This window comes from Streptococcus sp. C300 (assembly GCF_000187645.1).
Lineage (GTDB): Bacteria > Bacillota > Bacilli > Lactobacillales > Streptococcaceae > Streptococcus > Streptococcus oralis_CQ.
Genome location: NZ_GL732469.1, coordinates 35573 through 53086, shown reverse-complemented (window position 1 = coordinate 53086; position 17514 = coordinate 35573). Strand labels below are relative to the sequence as shown.

Genomic DNA, 17514 nt, shown 5'->3' with positions numbered 1-17514 from the left:
GTCTTGATTATAACAAAGATTTTATAAATTAGCTAAAATAAAACATCAAAATTCCTGCTGCAACTGCTACGTTGAGACTTTCTGCTCGGCCTTTCATGCCAATATGAACCAGCTGATCAGCACTCTCAGCCATGACAGAACTAATCCCCTGCCCTTCATTTCCCATGACTAAAACAAAGTTCTCTAGTGAAGAAAGCTCACGATAATCCTTTGACTCTCTCGATAAGGTCGTTGCCAGAATGGGCAAATTGCTCTTCTTTGCCTCTTCTACAAAGCTGACAAGAGGCATACGATAGATAGGCAAATGAAAATGACTTCCTTGCATGGAACGCAGGGTCTTGAGACTGTATATATCTGCTGACTTGTCTGAAACAATAACCCCTGTAAAACCTGCCGCATCCGCCGTCCGAATCATGGTGCCCACATTACCAGGATCTTGAACATCCTCTAAAAATAGATACTTGCCCTGATGGAGATCAGGCAGTCCCACTTCTTCTTTTTGAATCACTGCAACAATGCCTTGAGGAGTTTGCGTATCTGCCAAATCTAGCAAAATCTCCTCTGAAACCCAAATAGTTTGAGGAAAAGCAACTAGCTGATCTCGGTAACTTTCTAGGGCAAAGACCTTTTCAATCGTCACTCCTGCTTGAACAGCTTCTTCGAATAAGTGCCAGCCTTCAATCAAATAAGCAGACTTTCGATATTTTTTTTGATGTAATTTCTTGGCATTTTTTACCACAGAATTGGCTTTTGAGGTTATAATAGTCATAGAAATATTATAACACAATCAAAGGGGTTTGGTATGCAAAAGGTTAGAATGATTGCCCAAGGCAGGGTGCAGGGTGTTGGTTTTCGTTGGGGTGTTGTTACTTTAGCTCTTGAAATCGGTGGCATCACTGGTCGTGTCTGGAATAACGACGATGGCACAGTGGAAATTCTTGCTCAGGCAGACTCCTCTGCCACTATGGCAAAATTTATCCAAGAAATCCGAAAAGGTCCGACACCTTTTTCAAAAGTTACCTATCTAGATGTACAAATGAGCAACTTTTCATCCTATTCGGACTTCAAAGTCGCAAATTAGGTCTCTAGAACTATTGTATATTTTACAAAAAAACAGTAGAATAGAAAGGTATAATTTTTAAAGAAGGAATGAAAACATTGAAATCTATTAAACGTTTTGCCCTCTCTGCTATGGGAGTGGCTATGCTACTCGTCTTGTCAGGCTGTGTCCAAGTAGACAAAGCAACAGGACAACCCACAGGATTGATTTGGAATACCATCGGAGCACCTATGGCAGAGGCCATCAAGTACTTTGCTACTGATAAAGGTCTAGGCTTTGGTGTGGCTATCATCATCGTAACCATCATCGTGCGTTTGATTATCTTGCCACTTGGTATCTACCAATCATGGAAGGCAACGCTTCACTCTGAGAAGATGAATGCCCTCAAACACGTCCTCGAACCACATCAAAAACGCCTCAAAGAGGCAACAACTCAAGAAGAAAAACTAGAAGCGCAACAAGCTCTCTGGGATACTCAGAAAGAACATGGCATCAGTGTGTTCGGTGGAGTAGGATGTTTCCCTATCCTCATTCAAATGCCTTTCTTCTCTGCTATCTACTTTGCAGCCCAATACACTGATGGTGTAGCTAGCTCTACCTTCTTGGGTATTAATCTTGGTTCCCCAAGTATGATCCTTGTCGCCTTCGCTGGTATCCTCTACTATCTCCAATCACTCCTTTCACTTCATGGAGTAGAAGATGAGATGCAAAGAGAACAGCTCAAGAAAATGATTTACATGAGCCCACTCATGATTGTCGTCTTCTCCTTCTTCGCACCAGCCAGTGTGACCCTTTACTGGGTTGTCGGTGGTTTCATGATGATTCTCCAACAGTTCATCGTTAACTATGTTGTCCGTCCAAAACTCCGCAAAAAAGTTCGTGAAGAATTTGCCAAAAATCCACCAAAAGCAAGTTCATTTTCAACTGGAGGCGGACGCAAAGATGTCACTCCAAACCAAGCAACTGCGATTATGACTAATAAGAAACATAAGAAACGCAATGCTGGAAAACAACATTCTAGAAAATAAGAAAAAAGCTTAGCTGAAAGCTAGGCTTTTTATGCATCATAAAAGCCCGATGTCTCCATCAGGCTTCTTTTTTATCCATGAACACGTTTCATATAGTCTTGGTAGCTTTCTGTATCCATCAATTCCTTGGCATTCTTGACACGGTCTGCTGTTGGAGGTTTGACCCCTTCAAGCGAATAAGGAATCCCAAGTTCACGCCACTTGAACTCACCCATCGTGTGATAAGGCAAGATTTCAAACTTGTCAACATTTTTGAGGGTCTTGACAAACTTACCAAGTTCGATCAAATCCTCATCTCTATCTGTCAATCCTGGAACCAGCACGTGGCGAATCCAAACAGGCTTCCCGATATCTGATAGGTACTGGGCACAGGCCAAGATGTTTTTATTGGTTTGGCTTGTGACAATCTTATGCTGTTCTTCGTTGATTTCCTTGATATCCAGGAGAACCAAGTCTGTCACCGCCATGAGTTTATTAAACTTTTCGAGATAACGTGGTTTGTTACGGAATGGAAGGGCACAGGTGTCCAAGGTACAGTGGATTCCTTTTTCCTTGGCCTTGGTAAAGAGGGCAATTAGGAAATCAATCTGTAAGAGAGCTTCTCCTCCACTAACAGTGATTCCTCCCTTGTCTCCCCAGAAACCACGGTAGCGAAGAGCTTCTGTCAAGACATCGTCTACTGTCCGTTCGCGTGATTTATTGGTCTCCATAGCCCATGTATCGGGGTTATGACAGTACTGGCAACGCATGTGACAGCCCTGCAAAAAGACAATAAACCGAATCCCAGGGCCATCTACCGCCCCAAAACTCTCTGTCGAATGCACCATTCCTGTCACTTGTCCATAGTCAATTGTTTCTTCAGACATATCGTCACCTTCCTTGAAACCGTTTTATAGTTTTATTATATCACGAGTAAGGTGAAAAACAAGGTTTTTTTGTCTATTTTTTAGAAAGCAATCTGTTTTTCACTTTCATTTTCAATTTCTTTTACTGATCCGATTCAAAATCAAAACCATACAAGGTTGCAAAATAGTCCTCAGGACGCTCTGCACGGCGGATTTGGCGGGCTTTTCCTTCTTCGGTATAGAGGATTTCTGCCGAGCGTAGTTTGGCATTGTACTGGTAACCCATGGAGAATCCATGTGCACCTGTATCATGAATCACTAGCAAATCACCGATTTCTGTATGAGGTAGTTCGCGGTTCACTGCAAATTTATCATTGTTTTCACAGAGTGAACCGACCACGTCTACCACCTCAACAGGTTCATCTGGATGAGTCAGATTGGTGATATGGTGGTAGGCTCCATACATGGCTGGGCGCATGAGGTTGACTGCTGATGCATCAACACCTAGATAGGTACGGTAAGTTTTTTTCTTATGAGTGACTCTTGTGACGAGAGCTCCGTGAGGGGCTAACATAAAGCGACCCAATTCGGTGAAAATCTTAACCTGACCAAGTCCTGCTGGTGTAAGAACTTCTTCATAAACCTTACGCACCCCTTCACCAATCACAGCAATGTCATTTGGCTCCTGGTCAGGACGATAGTTGACACCAATACCGCCGGAAAGATTGATAAAGTCTAGTGAAATGCCCAACTTTTCCTTGATTTCAACGGCTAATTCAAAAAGCTGACGCGCCAACTCTGGGTAGTAGAGATGGGTCACGGTATTGGATGCTAGGAAGGAGTGAATCCCAAAAGTCTTGGCTCCTTTTTCCTTCAAAATCGCAAAGGCTTCAAAAAGCTGGTCCTTGGTCATCCCAAACTTGGCTTCTCCAGGATTGTCCATGATATCTGTTCCTAGCTCAAAAACGCCTCCAGGATTGTAACGACAAGAGATGATTTCTGGAATACCTGCTGCTCGCTCTAGATGTTCAATATCTTCAAAGGCATCCAAGTTAATGGTTGCACCCAATTCACGCGCATAGGCATATTCCTTGTCAGGCGTGTTGTTAGAAGAGAACATAATCTCAGAACCGGGGAAATCCAGTTTATGGCTCATCAAGAGCTCCACGTAACTAGAACAGTCCACACCACAACCTTCCTCTTGGAGGATTTTCAAGATGGCTGGAGTTGGAGTGGCCTTGACTGCAAAATATTCTTTAAAGCCCTTATTCCAGGAAAAGGCCTGGTTGACTGCTCTTGCTTTTTCACGAATCCCCTTCTCGTCATACAAGTGGAAGGGAGTCGGGAACTCTGCAACAATTGTTTCTAAATCTTCACGGCTGATAAATGGTGTTTTCATAGGCATCCTTCTATTCTGTTTGCAAAGAAAGGCTGGGACAATCGTTCCAACCTTTAGTTCTATCTCTTATTTGTATTCGTCAAAGATATTGCCAATCTCGACATCGATGGATTGGTTCTTGACATCAATATTGGTTACTTTCAAGAGTGACTTGTAATCAAACTGCTTTTCACGTTCTTCTTGGGCATTGTCTGCAAAGACTGCAACACCAGCCAACTCTGAATCAAACTCACGCAAGAGACTAATCATACCGTTGACAGTTCCTCCACCTTTCAAGAAGTCATCCACAATCAAGACACGGCTGCCTGCCTTGAGGCTGCGTTTTGAAAGGAACATTTTCTCAATGCGGTCACCGCTGGAACCTGAAACATAGTTGACGCTGACCGTTGAACCTTCGGTAATTTTCAAGTCACGGCGCACAATGACAAATGGAACATTGAGGACATTGGCAACTGCATTTGCGAGTGGCACACCTTTTGTTGCTACTGTCATCACGGCATCGATTTTTTGGTCCATAAAGCTCTTGGCAATGATGCGCCCAATATTTTTCAAAATGGCAGGCGTACTAAGCAGATCAGACAGATAGATGTAGCCACCTGGCAAGATACGGTCGCTTTCTGAAAGTTTGTCACGCAAGTCTGCGATCATTTCTTTAGCTTCATGACTCGAGATTGATGGTGTAAAGATAACGCCACCACCTGCTCCAGTCACAGTCTGAATATGACCGATTTCGATTTCCTCAAAGGCACGCTTGATAATCACGATATCCTCTGAGATAGAGGATTTAGCAGATTCGTACTTTTCTGCAAAGGTGTTGAGACTGGTTAGTTTGTATGGATTATTAATCAAATAGTTGGAAATGACAACCATCCGATCACTTCTTCTTAATTTCATTTTTATTTACCATTCCATTTAATTTTGATATTTTATCCATTATACCACATTCACATAAAAAAACGAACATTATTGCGTAAAAAATGCTCGTTTTTCTTAAATTATTAATCTAAATCTGGTTTATAGAAGGAACGATTGTCCATGGCGAAGATTTTGTTGGTCATCTCTCCTTTATCCACCAAAGCTAGAGCTGTTGACATCATCATCATGCTGGCATCTAGATTGTCAATCATATGGATAATCTCTGCCTCCATAATGCGTGGACGGACTGGACTTCCATACTCCAGCAAGCCATGGTGACTGAGGATGACATGGCGCAGTAGCACCACTTCTTCTCTAGTATCATCGATGCCCAGCTCCATGACTGTCTTGGTAATTTCGCTATCGATGAGTGCTATATGACCGATGAGATTGCCTCGTACTGTATACTCCGTCTGGTCTGGTCCCGTCAACTCAATAACCTTGGCCAAGTCATGCAACATAATCCCAGCATAAAGCAGGCTCTTGTTGAGCTGAGGATAGATCTCGCTAATGGCATCTGCCAAGCGCACCATAGTTGCCGTGTGAAAAGCCAAACCCGTTTCAAAGGCGTGGTGGTTGGTCTTGGCAGCCGGATAGGAGTAGAATTCCTTATCATACTTGGTGTAGAGACTGCGAACGATACGTTGCCAGACAGGATTTTCAATTTTGAAAATCATTTGCGACATGTAGTCACGGATTTCCTTGATATCGACTGGTGACTTGACCTTGAAATCAGCTGGATCGTTGGGTTCGCCAGGTTGAGGCAGGCGGAGAGTAATTTGATTGACTTGAGGAGTATTATTATAAACTTCTCTGCGCCCCTGCATGTGGACCACTTTCCCTGCGGTAAAGGCCTCAACGTTATGAGGCTGAGCATCCCAGAGTTTTCCTTCAATCTCGCCACTATCGTCTTGGAAGGTAAAGGCTAGGTAGTTTTTCCCAGCTCGTGTCTGTCTCAGGTCAGCTGATTTGATCAGGTAAAAACCTTCAAACAGCTCATCTTTTTTCATGTGACTAATCTTCATATTCTTCCTCATCTTCTTGGAAATGGAGTAGATCAAGCGCAGGCTCACCTTCTGATAACTCAATGTGACGGAGCGTCCGCTCGATAGCTGTGGTACGACGGTTTAATAATTCATCAATATTGCCAGAGGCATGTTGAAGATGTTTTTGTGCCTTAACCAAAATCCCCCCGAACTTGCCAAACTCAGTCTTAACGCTAGCAAGAGTCTTGCTGATATGATCTGCACTCTTTTGGATATTGAGAGTTTTGAAGCCAACTGATAGAGAGTTAAGCAGGGCTGATAGGGTACTTGGACCAGCAACAATAATCTGCTCCTCCCGTCTCAAATCATCAAAGAAGACAGGATTGCGGACGATTTCTGAGTAAAGTCCTTCTGTTGGAACAAACAAGACTCCAAAATTGGTCGTTCGAGGCGGCGCCAGATACTTGCTCTTGATATCCTTGGCAAAGCGCTTGACGCTAGCTAAAAGTGACTTACGACAACGTTCGATTTCGTCCTTATCGCCTGCTTCATAAGCTTCTTCTAAGCGGTAATAATCCGCCAGTGGAAACTTGGAGTCAATCGGTAAATAGACATATTCCTGGTCCCCCTGTCCAGGTAACTTGATGGCATACTCCACTCGCTCGCTAGAGTTCTCAACCGTTGCAAATTCTCGTTCGTACTGGGCTGGTGTCATGATGTCTTCGATGATTTGCCCCAGTTGCAATTCTCCTAGAATCCCTCGCGTCTTGGTCCCAGAGAGAACTTTGTTGAGTGCGCCAACATCGCGGGCAACTGTCTGCATTTCTCCCAGGCCACGATTGACAGACTCCAGTTGTTTGGAAACTGTCTCGAAGGAAGCCTGCAAGCGTGTCTGCAAGGTCTTTTCTAACTTTTCCTCGACAGTTTGACGCATTTGTTCCAAACGTTGCTCATTGGACTCCTGCAGGGCTTGAAGGCGTTGGTCGGTCTGATCTCTGGTTTGAAGGAGATTCTCGTTCATCTCCTGTCTAACTTGAGTCAGCCCTTGGTGCAACTCCATTCGCACTTCTTGCAAACGGTCGCTGACAGCCACTTCCAAGTCTTTTTGATCCAGCTGGCTGGCTTGTCTGGCTTGTTCAAAGCGGTAATCCAGTTGATCTGAAAGATTGTCTGCCTGATCCTCCAAGCTCTTGGCTAGGTACTTGTCTTGCTTATCTTGCCTTTGCCAAATGAGAAAGAGTCCAGCTAGGTTGGCAATTAATAATAGTAGTAATACAGTCTCCATCCTACCTCCTGTCCTTGCTATGCAAGACAACCACATAGCCATCAGGGCAAGTCACCGAAACTTCCCTATCTATATATTCGTTAGAAGCGTACACTTTTTTAAAGAAAAAATTCTCCTCTGTCAATTCGTACTTGGCACCAAGAATAGTCAGCTGGCTATCCCGAACTGGCATAAAGGCTAGATAATCGTAGTCTGAACGGGGTTGAAGCTGACTGCTCCCTTCTGGACAATAGGCAATCAAGTTTTCCCCATCCTCAATCGCTATCTGGCGCATATAGGGTGCCAACTTGGGATTGCTAGGCAGAAAGACATTAGCCAGCATATGATCAATACGACCACCCAAAGCCCCAAAAATGGTCACTTGGGCTTGAGGATTTTGCTCAAAGATGGTCAAGAGAGCCAATTCCAGATCCGTATCATCCTTTTCTGGCTGAGCTTGAACAAAATGTTGGGCACGTTTTTGAATCAACTGGCGTTCGTCTGCAGTCACCGAATCAAAATCCCCAATTGCTAGAGTGAGAGGCAGATCTTCTTCCAAGACCCAGAGCGAACCGCGATCCACACCGACAAAGCAATCAAAATCCGTCCGATAATGACCGCGATCCCCGCCGGCAAAAACGGCAACCCTAGTCCAATTGTTTTCTGAGAGTTTGCACTCGTTCATTGACATCTCCCTTAAAGACATAAGACCCTGCTACAAAAACTGTAGCACCAGCTTCTTTAGCTTGAGAAATGGTTTGATCATCAATCCCACCATCGACTTCGATCTCAAAGTTCAAACCTTTTTCCTCACGAAGGGCAACCAACTCACGAACCTTGTCCATGGTTTCAGGCAGAAAAGTTTGCCCACCAAATCCAGGATTCACTGTCATGACCAAGACTTGGTCAACTAGGTGAAGAACGTGCTTGATTGCCTCCACAGGCGTACCAGGGTTAATGTCAACAGAAGGTTTGACACCAAGAGAACGAATTTTTTGAAGAGCCCCATGGATATGAGGCGTTGCTTCCACATGGATACTGATGATATCTGCACCTGCACGCGCAAAGTCCTCTAAATGATGCTCTGGATTAGCGACCATCAAGTGGCAGTCAAAGACCATCTTGCTATGGGGGCGAAGAGCTTCAACCACACCGGCACCAAAACTGATTTGTGGTACAAAGTGACCATCCATAATATCGATATGGGCATATTCAGCCCCAGTTGCTTCTAGACGTTTAATTTCTCGTTCAAAGTTGGCATAATCTGCTGCCAGAATTGACGGAGCAATCTTGTATTGAGACATCTGTTTCTCCTTATTTTGGAATTTTTTTGCTGACTTTTTTGTAGGTTTCTCTGCGATTTTCAATCTCACTGAGAAATTGCAGGTAGTTGTCAAAACGGAAGGTTGCAATGGTTCCTTCTTCTACAGCTGGCTTAACCGCACAGGACGGTTCATGGGTATGGGTACAAGTACGGAATTTACAGTCTCGACTGACACTGGCAATCTCTGGAAAGGCCTGATTGAGGTCTTCAGCCGTTGACACTTCATAATCCAGTGATGAAAATCCTGGCGTGTCCGCGATTTTACCCCCATTGAGATTGTAAAAACTAACAGCTCGAGTGGTATGGCGACCACGACCTAGACTGTCTGAGATCTCTCCTGTTTCAAGATTGAGGTCCGGTGCGATTTTATTGAGGAGGGTTGATTTTCCAACACCTGTCTGCCCCATAAAGACCGTCACTTTTCCTGTCAACAGGGGCAGGAGTTCCTCCTTACTGGTCACAAAGTCATAACCAATGGCACGATAGGTTTGTTCGTAAAAATCCAGTTCTCCCCTATCCTCCAGCAAGTCCATTTTGGAAATATAGACGATAGGATGGATGCCCTTGTGTTCCAGAAGAACCAAGAACCGATCCAGCAAATTGCTATTAAAATCAGGTTCCTTGACGGACATGATCACCACGGCTTGGTCAATATTGACAATAGGAGGACGGACCAGACTGTTTTTCCGTTCATGAATCTTAAGGATATAACCTTCAGAATTTTCCTCGGCAGAAAAGTCTACCCAATCCCCAACATAGGGCGTGTGCCCTTTTTTACGGAAATTCCCACGCGCACGTGTCTGGTAAACTTGACCACCACTCTCTACATAGTAGAATCCTGCCAAGGCTTTAATAATTTGTCCCTGCATCTTAGAGTCCTTGTCCTTTAAGCGCATCTGCCAGACTGGCAAATTCTTCCAAGCTAAGTGCTTCCCCACGCACAGATGGAGACAAGCCTGCCTGATCCAAAGCCTTGGTCAACTTTTCCTTGACTTCATCAGTCTTGCCAAAGTAGCCTGTTAAGTTGTTCCACAAGGTCTTGCGACGATGAGTGAAACTAGCCTTGGAAACTTTAAAGAAAAATTGTTCATCTTTCACTGCTACGGCTGGTTCTGGACGGCGTACCATTTTCAGGATAGCCGAGTCCACGTTTGGGGCTGGCACAAAGACCGTACGAGGCACGATAAAGGCAACCTTGGCTGTCATGTAATACTGGACAGCAATCGACAAACTACCGTAAGCCTTGGTATTGGGTTGAGCGGAGATACGATCTGCCACTTCTTTTTGCATCATAACGACAAACTCACTAAAAGGAATGCCACTTTCAATCAAGTGCATGAGAATAGGCGTCGTAATGTAGTAAGGCAAGTTGGCTACCACCTTAATGGGCAGGTCTGGATTTTTGAAATTCTGGATATGCTGCGCCAAGTCAACTTTGAGAATGTCCTCGTTGACTACGGTCACATTATCAAAATCACGCAGGGTATCCGCTAAAATCGGTACCAAACGGTGGTCAATCTCAAAAGCCATGACCTCTGCCGCACGCTCAGCCAAAAATTCTGTCAAGGCACCAATTCCTGGACCGATTTCAATGACATTAACCTGATCATCAATCTCAGCTGTATCCACGATTTTTTGAAGAATATTGGTATCCGTCAGGAAATTTTGCCCAAAGGATTTTTTAAAGGTAAAACCGTGACGCTCCAGCACTGCCTTGGTCACGCTATAATCTGCAATTCTCATTTATCTACTCTTTTTCCACATTACTATTAAAACCAGTAAAATAAAAATTATACTTTCCTGCCTTATCTATATTCTTTTTCTTTAAAAATCTAGTAAAGCTATCATTTTCAAAAACTATTGTATTATAAACATTTTCATTCTTTATACAAAATATATAATATTTGAAATTATTAGACTTTTGTATTTTCTCTGAAAATAGACTATTCCAACCAGAGAATAAACTTCCAGCAATATAGCTGGATTTGTTTTCCTCCGTTATATAATTTTTACTGATACTTATTTTTTTGTTATTTCTTTTTTCATCAACTCCTATGCCGTACGATACCAACCCATTAATAATATCCTTATAAATTTCTTCCCTATTTTCTGACTTAGAATCAATTTCAAAAAACTTGTTTCCTAAAATATAGTTATCAGCTATAATCCCTTCTCGGGCATCAAATACAGTTCCATATTCTGAAACAGATGTAGAATAAAATTGCTCAGCAAAATCATCCTCATTAGAGTCTTTAAATGTTCCTATAATCGTATTACTATCACTTAGTAATTCTTTCACTTTTTGTTCAGATAACTCACCAGTACTGATACTACAGTTGATAAATTCACATGCTTCAAATGAATTTGAAGCAAAAAAATCAGCAGAAAAAGTACACTCTACAAAGCTTTTGTCTTTAAACTTTACTTTTTCAATCTCATATCCAGTAACACCAAATTCAACATAACTGAAATATTTAACTTCCTTGGAACCAAATATTTCTTCCTTTTTCAAAGATATTATTTCTCTCATAACTGGTTTCAGTGCTGTGCTCAAATTATATTTCCAGTTCTCCGCCAACTCATTCCCAGGATTCTCTATTCCTTTTGGATATTTTATTGAACAAATTGTAGACAATACTTGAACAAAGTCAAGAGAAATATCTAATTTTAATATCTCATTCCATTCCTTTAATAATTTATTATACGTATCAATGATATATTCAATTTTTCCCGCCTTATAAAAGGGTAACTCTTTGGTCTTACTAATATCTGCAACAAGTTCTGTAAGTTGCTTATCATAATACTTCACAGTGTCTCTAACATTATCAGACACAGTATTTTTCTTATTTTCTTTACTTTGTTCAATAGCTTGATTCCAAGTAACTAATGTCGGCAACGCAATAACTATGCCCGCTAATACTTCTCCTTGGGATAAACTATTAAGAATTAAATTCTTACCCTCAAAAAGATTATTCATATATAAAATAATACCAACAATCACAACTCCGACTGCAGCAAAACTCAACAATAATTTACCATCCTTATTTTTCATACAGCCTCCTATTAACTTAAATACACTACCTTCATTTTAACATAATTCTCTACACTTTAGAGTCTTTCTCATAACTTTCCATAACCTCTTCCACTTCTGCCAAAGTTACTCCAAACAACTCCAACCGCTTGAGCAGCTGTTTCCCATTGGAATAACCGATGCGGAGCTGTTCGCCTAGATACTCTCGGCGCCTACGGCTGTCTGCTCCCGCTAGGAAACCTAGGCGAATCAAGTCACCACGACTGATGTCAAACTCGTTCTCGTTTTCAAATTGCTCTGTCACATGAGCCAGCGCTGTTTTTAGATCTTCATAGCTGGCGTGTTCAATTCCCAGAGAACGCCCCTTGGACTTGGATTTGGGAACAGCCTCATCTCGCTTGAGAAAGGCATGCTGCACTGTTGGAATGTCCGTCATAATCATGCGTCGAATGCGTTCCCCATTAAAATCTGGATCTGTAAAGACAATGACTCCATGCAATTCATGCAGGCGCTGAATCCGCTCTATATCCTGGTCATTTATTGCGGAACCTCGTGTTTCATAGGTCTCTACATCAAAGTAACGTTTGAGATTGGCTGTATCATCCCGTCCTTCGACCACGATGACTTGGGAAATTTTCTCTTTCATGATTGTTTTTCCAATCCAAAAATACGCTCGGCATTGGCACTTGTCACAGCAGCTAATTCTTCTGTCGTCATCCCACGCAAGTCGGCGATAAAGTCCACCACATAGCGAGTATAGGCTGTTTTGTTTTCACGGCCACGTTTAGGAACAGGAGCTAGGTAAGGGGCATCTGTCTCAACGAGGATTTTATCCAAAGGAAGTTCCCTAGCAGCCTCTTGAATATCCGTCGCTTTCTTAAAGGTCACTACACCTGAGAAAGAAATAATCATGCCAAGCTCGACAAACTTCTCAGCCCACTCCAAAGAGCCTGAAAATGAATGCATAATTCCACCACGAGGACCAACGCCCTCGCTCTTGATAATCTCATAAGTATCTTCTAGCGCATCACGAGTGTGGACCACAAAGGGCAAATTCAAGTCCTTAGACAGCTGAATCTGACGACGAAAAACCTGCTCCTGTACTTCCTTAGGTGCTGTCATCCAGTGATAGTCCAGACCAATCTCCCCCAAGGCAACAACCTTGGGATGTTTTAGCTTTTCAAGCAAGTAAGCTTCGACCTCATCTGTGTAAGTCCCTGCTTCCGTCGGATGCCAGCCAATAGTTGCGTAGAGTTGCTCATACTCATCTGCCAACTCTAGGGCTCGCTCAATGGTTGGCTTATCAAAACCAACAATATTCATCTGTGTCACACCCATCTCAGCAGCCAAGGCGATTTCTTCTGCCTCACGTCCTGCAAATTCTTCTACATTTAAATGTGTGTGCGTATCAAAAATCATCTCTTCTAACCTCATTTTCTTTCATCTATTATACCAAAAATAGCATCTCTCGGCTTGTAAAAATATTCTAATACCAATCATTCTCCCTTGACTGCCCTTTTTCAAAGCAGTATAATAACACTTATTGAAATTTTCAGCAAAGGAAACGAAAATGTTTAGAAAATTAAAATATACCTTTATCGGTCGACCACTCAAGTCTCTCACAGACGGCGAAGGGGGATTGTTGGGAAAAATGCAGGCACTTGCAATGTTATCCAGTGATGCCCTGTCTTCTATTGCCTATGGACCTGAACAAGTCATTCTCGTTTTAGTCAGTCTCTCTCCTCTCGCCATTTGGTGGAGCCTCCCTATCGGTATTTTTGTCCTCTTACTACTCGCTAGTTTGACCATTTCCTATCGTCAAATCATCCACGCCTATCCTCAAGGTGGAGGGGCTTATATGGTCACTCGGGAAAATCTCTCCCCTAAACTAGGCTTGATTGCAGGGGGTAGCCTCCTTGTTGACTATATGCTGACAGTAGCCGTATCCGTTGCGTCTGGAGCTGATGCTATTACAGCAGCCATACCTCCCCTACATCCCTACAATCTTCATATCTCTATTTTCCTAGTCTGCCTGCTCATGCTCTTAAATTTAAGAGGATTGAAAGAATCTGCCAGCTCTCTGATGATTCCCGTCTACCTCTTTATCTTCAGTACTGTCTTTCTCTTGCTTTATGGGTTCTTTCAACTGTTTACAGGTTCCCTAAACTATCAGGCGACTTCAGCCATTGGACAAATCGTTCCGAGCCTTTCCATCGTTCTCCTATTGAGAGCATTTACCAGTGGCTCTGCCTCTCTGACAGGGGTTGAAGCTATTTCAAATGCGGTACCATTTTTCAAAACTCCGAAAGAAAAGAATGCTGCTCAGACCTTGACCATCATGTCCTTGATTTTAGGATTCCTTTTTGCAGGCATCACCTTCCTAAACTACTGGATGGGTATCACTCCTCAAAATGGAGAAACCATCCTCTCGCAAATGGCCAAGGGCATTCTTGGTGATTCATTCTTTGGTCATGCTAGCTACTATCTCTTCCAGTTCTCAACAGCCTTGATTCTAGCTGTAGCTGCAAATACTGGTTTTTCAGCCTTCCCTATGCTGGCTTACAATATGGCTAAAAACAAGTACATGCCCCATCTCTTTATGGAAAAAGGGGATCGTCTCGGCTACTCCAACGGTATCTTAACTCTGGCTTTTGGAGCTATGATCCTTCTTCTCATTTTTAACGGCAATACTGAACGCTTGATTCCTCTTTATACTATCGGGGTCTTCGTTCCCTTTGCCCTCTCTCAGACTGGGATGATTCGCCATTGGAAAAAGGAAAAAGGAGCAAACTTCTTAAAACCTGCCTTTGCTAATATCCTTGGGGCCATCATTTGTTATGCTATTGTCCTCATTTTACTCCTCTTCAGACTGGGTGATATCTGGCCATTCTTCCCAATTATCCTAGTTCTAACTTTCCTCTTTTTGTCCATTCACAGCCATTACCAAAAAGTGGCAAAACAACTACGACTCTACGAAGGAATTGAAAAGCGCACTTACGACGGCAATCTTGTCCTTGTCCTAGTTGGAAATGTTACTCGAGTAAGTGTTGGAGCCATTAACTACGCTCAAAGTATCGGTGACGAAGTGTTGGCCATGCACATTTCTACTAAAGAAACGGCCGATAAAGACCAAGAAATTCTTCAGGAATTTGCCGATTACTTCCCAAATATCACTCTGAAGAATATCAATACCAGCTACCGCGACATCATCACCCCTAGCGTTAAGTATGTCAAACGAATCGCCCAAGAAGCTAGGCAAAAAAACTACACCGTTACAGTCCTTGTCCCACAGTTTATCCCTAACAAGCCTTGGCAAAATATCCTGCACAATCAAATGAGCCTCAAACTAAAATACGCTCTCAGATGGCATGAAGACGTCGTTGTCGCCAGTTACTCTTATCACTTAAAAGAATAAACAAAAACTCAAAATCAGTAACTTATATCTGGTTTTGAGTTTTTTGTATATGACCTTTTAAAAGAGCCCTCCACGAGTTTCATCTAAAATGACCGATTTCAAGGACAATGCACCCTTTAAGATAAAAAGAAAAGCCAGTAGACTCGAGTTCCTACTGACTTCTTTGTTGAATTCGCTTGGATTAAGCAGCCAAAACTTTGCGTCCTTTACGACGACGAGCTGCCAATACGCGACGACCGTTTTTAGTTGACATACGGTTACGGAACCCGTGTTTGCGCGCACGACGAAGTTTACTTGGTTGATAAGTACGTTTCACGATGAATACCTCCTCATAGATTTTGTATTCGTTTAGCCGGCTATAAAGTGATCAGTTACTAAACATACTTTACTATTCTATCTGATTCTGCCACTTTTGTCAATAGCTCCAAGCAAATGTTTTCTAGCTTTTCCTATGAAAGCTCTATCTACGATACTGACTCAAGAAACGTGTCATCTTTTCTTGGATTTGTGCCAATTCATCCACACGAGGAAGGTAAACGATACGGAAATGGTCTGGTTCCTTCCAGTTAAAACCGCGACCATGAACCAAAAGAACCTTTTCTTGTTTCAAGAAATTGAGGACAAACTGCTCATCATCATCGATGCGGTACATATTACGGTCAATTTTAGGGAAGATATAAAGACCCGCCTTAGGCTTGACTGCAGATAAACCTGGAATATCTTGAATGGCATTATAGATAAAGTTTCTTTGCTCATAGATACGACCACCAGGAAGGAGCAATTCGTCCACTGACTGGTGACCTCCTAGCGAGGTTTGTACGACTTGCTGGGCCAAAACGTTAGAGCAAAGACGCATATTGGACAGCATATTGAGCCCTTCGATATAGCCTTTAACATGTGTCTTAGGTCCAGATAAGACCATCCAACCTACACGAAAACCAGCGATACGGTGAGATTTTGACAGACCATTCATGCTGACACAGAAGACATCTGGTGCCAAGCTTGCCACAGGCGTATGCACATGTCCATCCATTACCATGCGGTCATAAATTTCATCCGCAAAGATAATCAAATCGTTTTGACGAGCAATCTCAATAATCTCCAACAAGAGTTCCTTAGGATAAAGGGCTCCAGTTGGGTTATTTGGATTGATAAGGACGATTGCCTTGGTATTGGAAGTAATTTTTGACTTAATATCGTCAATATCTGGGTACCATTCTGCAGCTTCATCACAGATATAGTGAACGGCATTTCCCCCAGCTAGGCTGACCGCGGCTGTCCAGAGAGGATAGTCTGGCATAGGCACCAAGACCTCATCGCCATTATCCAAAAGCCCTTGCATGGACATAACAATCAGCTCACTGACACCATTTCCAAGGTAGATATCATCAATGTCTACATTGGGAAATTTCTTCAGTTGGCAATACTGCATGATGGCCTTGCGGGCTGAGAAAATCCCTTTGGAATCAGAATATCCCTCACTATCACGCGCATTCATAATCAAGTCATGAATGACCTCGTCTGGCGCTGTAAAGCCAAATTCTGCTGGATTCCCTGTATTCAGACGTAAAATCTTTTCTCCGTTTGCTCGCATCCGCATAGCTTCTTCCAAAACAGGACCACGGATATCATAGGCAACGTGCTCTAACTTACTAGACTTGTTATATTCTTTCATCTTGTTTCCTCAATTCATAGAGATAGTAACATTATACCACTAGAAAGGGATTGCGACAAGTTTCCTGAAATGAGCAAGCAAAGAAAAAACTCACAACGACTAGGTTTTCACCGTCTAAACAACTAGAATACAGAAGCATTTTCTCACATACCAAAAGACAAACCTAGAAAGATCAGCGCTAAAAAGGAATCATACAAAAGATTAAACATGAGAAAGAGGCCCCACGTGACTAAATAGTCCAAGCGACCACTTCTCTTTGCAATCACAAATAAAATGGTGTGGTAGACTAGGTGAAAGAGAAGAAAGCCAACAAAACCTGGATAGAGAACGGGCACGACTCTTTCCAGTTGCCAAAGCATCACTACTTCTCCTACAAGCGACGCAAGGATAATTCCATGATAAAGAAAACTTATTTTTTTAGAAGCTTGAACAAAATCTTTCATACTTTCTCATCCCCTCGCTGTGTTTCCTACTATCCCGTTTTCTTTTATTTTAACATATCTCCACCAAATCGAATCTCCAATAATATTTATTTAAATATGATTTTTACTTTACTTCTTTAATGAAAAGGG

19 protein-coding genes are annotated in these 17514 nt (G+C 42.6%); 3 read left to right on the top strand and 16 right to left on the bottom strand.

The window, feature by feature from the left end; all coding sequences use genetic code 11:
• Window positions 1-28 precede the first annotated feature (28 nt).
• Entirely contained in the window at window positions 29-769 is a 741-nt protein-coding gene (locus HMPREF0849_RS07980) for a TrmH family RNA methyltransferase (RefSeq protein WP_008289068.1), read from the bottom strand.
• Window positions 770-802: 33 nt separating this feature from the next.
• Here HMPREF0849_RS07980 and HMPREF0849_RS07975 point away from each other — a divergent pair, with 33 nt between their 5' ends.
• Both HMPREF0849_RS07975 and yidC read left to right on the top strand, forming a co-directional pair.
• Window positions 803-1081 carry an acylphosphatase gene (locus tag HMPREF0849_RS07975; protein WP_001174609.1) on the top strand — a complete coding sequence of 93 codons (279 nt, stop codon included), beginning with the start codon at window positions 803-805 and terminating at the stop codon, window positions 1079-1081.
• 77 nt (window positions 1082-1158) lie between these two features.
• On the top strand, window positions 1159-2088 hold the full coding sequence (yidC, locus tag HMPREF0849_RS07970) for a membrane protein insertase YidC (protein ID WP_009013714.1): 930 nt from the start codon (window positions 1159-1161) through the stop codon (window positions 2086-2088).
• Window positions 2089-2159: 71 nt separating this feature from the next.
• Here yidC and pflA read toward each other — a convergent pair whose 3' ends face one another.
• The 12 genes from pflA to HMPREF0849_RS07910 all read right to left on the bottom strand — a co-directional run bounded on the left by pflA (window position 2160) and on the right by HMPREF0849_RS07910 (window position 13271).
• On the bottom strand, window positions 2160-2954 hold the full coding sequence (pflA, locus tag HMPREF0849_RS07965) for a pyruvate formate-lyase-activating protein (protein ID WP_001288281.1): 795 nt from the start codon (window positions 2952-2954) through the stop codon (window positions 2160-2162).
• A gap of 121 nt (window positions 2955-3075) precedes the next feature.
• Window positions 3076-4332, bottom strand: coding sequence for a diaminopimelate decarboxylase (locus HMPREF0849_RS07960; RefSeq protein ID WP_000856548.1), 1257 nt, complete (start codon window positions 4330-4332; stop codon window positions 3076-3078).
• Window positions 4333-4398: 66 nt separating this feature from the next.
• Entirely contained in the window at window positions 4399-5226 is an 828-nt protein-coding gene (gene purR, locus HMPREF0849_RS07955) for a pur operon repressor (protein WP_009013713.1), read from the bottom strand.
• Between the two features lie 104 nt (window positions 5227-5330).
• A complete protein-coding gene (locus HMPREF0849_RS07950; RefSeq protein ID WP_000703202.1) occupies window positions 5331-6272 on the bottom strand; it encodes a 3'-5' exoribonuclease YhaM family protein in 942 nt (313 codons plus the stop codon).
• Window positions 6262-7518 (bottom strand): DNA recombination protein RmuC, encoded by a 1257-nt coding sequence (rmuC, locus tag HMPREF0849_RS07945; protein WP_000450905.1) that lies wholly within the window; start codon window positions 7516-7518, stop codon window positions 6262-6264. Before rmuC ends, HMPREF0849_RS07950 begins: the two co-directional genes overlap by 11 nt.
• 1 nt (window position 7519) lies before the next feature.
• Complete coding sequence (locus HMPREF0849_RS07940) at window positions 7520-8182, bottom strand: thiamine diphosphokinase (protein ID WP_001001245.1); 663 nt, start codon at window positions 8180-8182, stop codon at window positions 7520-7522.
• The gene (rpe, locus tag HMPREF0849_RS07935) at window positions 8145-8801 is read right to left on the bottom strand and encodes a ribulose-phosphate 3-epimerase (protein WP_000084985.1); all 657 of its coding nucleotides are present in this window, start codon (window positions 8799-8801) and stop codon (window positions 8145-8147) included. The genes HMPREF0849_RS07940 and rpe overlap by 38 nt, the downstream gene beginning before the upstream one ends.
• 10 nt (window positions 8802-8811) lie before the next feature.
• The gene (rsgA, locus tag HMPREF0849_RS07930; RefSeq protein ID WP_009013709.1) at window positions 8812-9690 is read right to left on the bottom strand and encodes a ribosome small subunit-dependent GTPase A; all 879 of its coding nucleotides are present in this window, start codon (window positions 9688-9690) and stop codon (window positions 8812-8814) included.
• Between the two features lies 1 nt (window position 9691).
• On the bottom strand, window positions 9692-10564 hold the full coding sequence (gene rsmA / locus HMPREF0849_RS07925) for a 16S rRNA (adenine(1518)-N(6)/adenine(1519)-N(6))-dimethyltransferase RsmA (RefSeq protein ID WP_001216843.1): 873 nt from the start codon (window positions 10562-10564) through the stop codon (window positions 9692-9694).
• A gap of 4 nt (window positions 10565-10568) precedes the next feature.
• The gene (locus tag HMPREF0849_RS07920; protein WP_000790643.1) at window positions 10569-11873 is read right to left on the bottom strand and encodes a hypothetical protein; all 1305 of its coding nucleotides are present in this window, start codon (window positions 11871-11873) and stop codon (window positions 10569-10571) included.
• 49 nt (window positions 11874-11922) lie between these two features.
• Entirely contained in the window at window positions 11923-12498 is a 576-nt protein-coding gene (gene rnmV / locus HMPREF0849_RS07915) for a ribonuclease M5 (protein WP_000659980.1), read from the bottom strand.
• Window positions 12495-13271, bottom strand: a complete 777-nt coding sequence (locus HMPREF0849_RS07910) for a TatD family hydrolase (protein WP_000575610.1) — start codon at window positions 13269-13271, stop codon at window positions 12495-12497. Before HMPREF0849_RS07910 ends, rnmV begins: the two co-directional genes overlap by 4 nt.
• Before the next feature lie 151 nt (window positions 13272-13422).
• On the opposite strand from HMPREF0849_RS07910, the gene HMPREF0849_RS07905 reads away from it, so the two are divergent.
• A complete protein-coding gene (locus tag HMPREF0849_RS07905; RefSeq protein WP_000488835.1) occupies window positions 13423-15267 on the top strand; it encodes an APC family permease in 1845 nt (614 codons plus the stop codon).
• A gap of 181 nt (window positions 15268-15448) precedes the next feature.
• Here the strand turns inward: HMPREF0849_RS07905 and rpmH are convergent, their stop codons facing one another.
• The 3 genes from rpmH to HMPREF0849_RS07890 form a co-directional block, all read right to left on the bottom strand.
• Window positions 15449-15583, bottom strand: a complete 135-nt coding sequence (rpmH, locus tag HMPREF0849_RS07900; protein ID WP_000831905.1) for a 50S ribosomal protein L34 — start codon at window positions 15581-15583, stop codon at window positions 15449-15451.
• 144 nt (window positions 15584-15727) lie between these two features.
• On the bottom strand, window positions 15728-16942 hold the full coding sequence (locus HMPREF0849_RS07895; RefSeq protein ID WP_000666456.1) for a pyridoxal phosphate-dependent aminotransferase: 1215 nt from the start codon (window positions 16940-16942) through the stop codon (window positions 15728-15730).
• A gap of 143 nt (window positions 16943-17085) precedes the next feature.
• Window positions 17086-17385: a hypothetical protein gene (locus HMPREF0849_RS07890; RefSeq protein ID WP_000651412.1), complete on the bottom strand. Its 300-nt coding sequence runs from the start codon at window positions 17383-17385 to the stop codon at window positions 17086-17088.
• Between the last annotated feature and the right edge of the window lie 129 nt (window positions 17386-17514).